General features: G+C 76.5%; 1 protein-coding gene and 1 pseudogene. Both read left to right on the forward strand.

Going from position 1 to position 1,683, the window contains the following annotated elements:
- Positions 1–6 precede the first annotated feature (6 nt).
- Positions 7–1,572, forward strand: coding sequence for an MFS transporter (locus ACFC1T_RS38355; RefSeq protein ID WP_375897440.1), 1,566 nt, complete (start codon positions 7–9; stop codon positions 1,570–1,572).
- Positions 1,569–1,683: pseudogene (locus ACFC1T_RS38360) on the forward strand (short-chain dehydrogenase); the annotation flags it as partial. The gene ACFC1T_RS38355 and the pseudogene ACFC1T_RS38360, both read left to right, overlap by 4 nt.

Below are 1,683 nucleotides of genomic sequence, written 5' to 3' on the forward strand. Positions count from 1 at the left end.
GAATCCATGAGTGTCACCACGACGGCGCGGGGGAGCTTCGCGCTGCTCGGCGTCGTCCAGGCCGTGCTGATCTTCACGATCATGATCCTCACCGTTCCGCTGCCCCTGGTCGCCCGGGAGCTCGGGCTCGGCCCGTCCGACGTCCTGCTGCTCAGCGCCGCGTACGGCCTCTCCTTCGCCGCCCTGCTGCTGCTCGGCGGGCGACTGGCGGACCGTCACGGCGGCCGTCCGGTGCTCCGCTGGGGCCTGGCGCTGCTCGCCGCCGCCTCGGTCGCCTGCGCCCTCGCACCGGACTACCCCGTCCTGCTGGCGAGCCGCTTCGTCCAGGGCGCGGGCGCGGCCCTCGCCGCCCCGGCGGCGGTCGCCGTGGTCCGCCGGCTGCACCCCGAACCCGCCGCCTACCGGCGGGCGATGGCCACCTGGGGCGGACTCTCGGTGCTCGGCGCGACGACCGGCAGCCTGGTGTCGGGCCCGGTAAGCGCCGTGGTCTCCTGGCGCTGGCTGTTCGCGGTGCCCGTCGCGGTCGCACTGGTCGGCCTGCTCCGCTCCGGCACCCTGCCCGAGCCCGTACCCGCCGCCGTCCCGGCATCCGGCCCCGACCCCGACCGTGGACCCGCCCCCGCGAGCCGCCGCCCGGCACTGGACCTGCGCGGCGCGTTCCTCGCCACCACCGGTGTCTGCGCGGCGAGTTACGCCCTGGTGGCGTCCACCGAGCACGGCTGGAGCAGCCCCGGCGTGCTCGCACCGTTCGCCGGCGGCGTGCTCCTGCTGCTCGCCTTCGCCGCCGCCGAACGCCGCACCGCCGACCCGCTGCTGCCGCCCGGCTTCCTCGCCGACCGCCGCCGGGCCACCGCCCTGGTCGCCGTGATGGCGACCTCCGCAGGCACCGCCCTGGCGTTCGTGCTGCTCTCGCTCTACCTCCAACAACTGCGCGGCTGGAACGCGGCCGACACCTCCGCCGCGTTCGTGCCGTACGCGGTCGCCCTGCTGCTGTCCGGGCGGCTGGCCGGGCCGCTGACCGCCCGGTACGGTCCGGTGCCGGTCACCGCCGCGGGCCTCGCCCTGGAGGCGGCCGGACTCGCCCTGCTGGCCGGGCTCGACCCCGCCAGTGGCTACCCCACCGGGTTGCTGCCCGGACTGCTCCTGCTGCCCGCCGGCGCCGCCGCGTCCTTCGCCGGGGCGGCCGTGCTCGCCACCGGCGGGGTGGCGCCCGAACGCACCGGTCTGGCGGCGGGCGTCCTCAACACCGCCATGGAGCTCGGCCCCACCGCCGGGCTGGCCGCCCTGATGGCCCTCGCCGCCACCCGCCCGACCGTCGTCGGCGGCTACGCGGCGGCCTTCGCCGCGGCCGCCGCCGGGCTGGCCCTGACCGCCGTCGCGGTCGCGGTCCTGCCCCGGGCCGGTGCCACCGGTGTCACCGGGGCCACCAGCGAGGTCACCACCGAGACCATCGCCGAGACCACCATCACGACCACCACCAAGAGCACCACCAAGAGCACCACCAAGACCACCGCCAAGAGCACCACCCACACACCTGAATGCACCACTCGGACCAAGGAGTTCAGCTCATGAGCACGCGTTTCGCCGACAAGTCCGTCCTCATCACCGGCGGCGGCAGCGGCATCGGGCGGGGGATCGCGCTCGCCTTCGCCGGGGAGGGCGCCCGGGTCGCGGTCGCCGGGC

It is taken from the genome of Kitasatospora sp. NPDC056076 (assembly GCF_042266305.1).
GTDB lineage: Bacteria > Actinomycetota > Actinomycetes > Streptomycetales > Streptomycetaceae > Kitasatospora.

Coding starts and splice junctions, on each gene's coding strand:
- ACFC1T_RS38355 (WP_375897440.1), top strand. CDS start 7: ATGAGTGTCACCACGACGGCGCGGGGGAGCTTCGCGCTGCTCGGCGTC.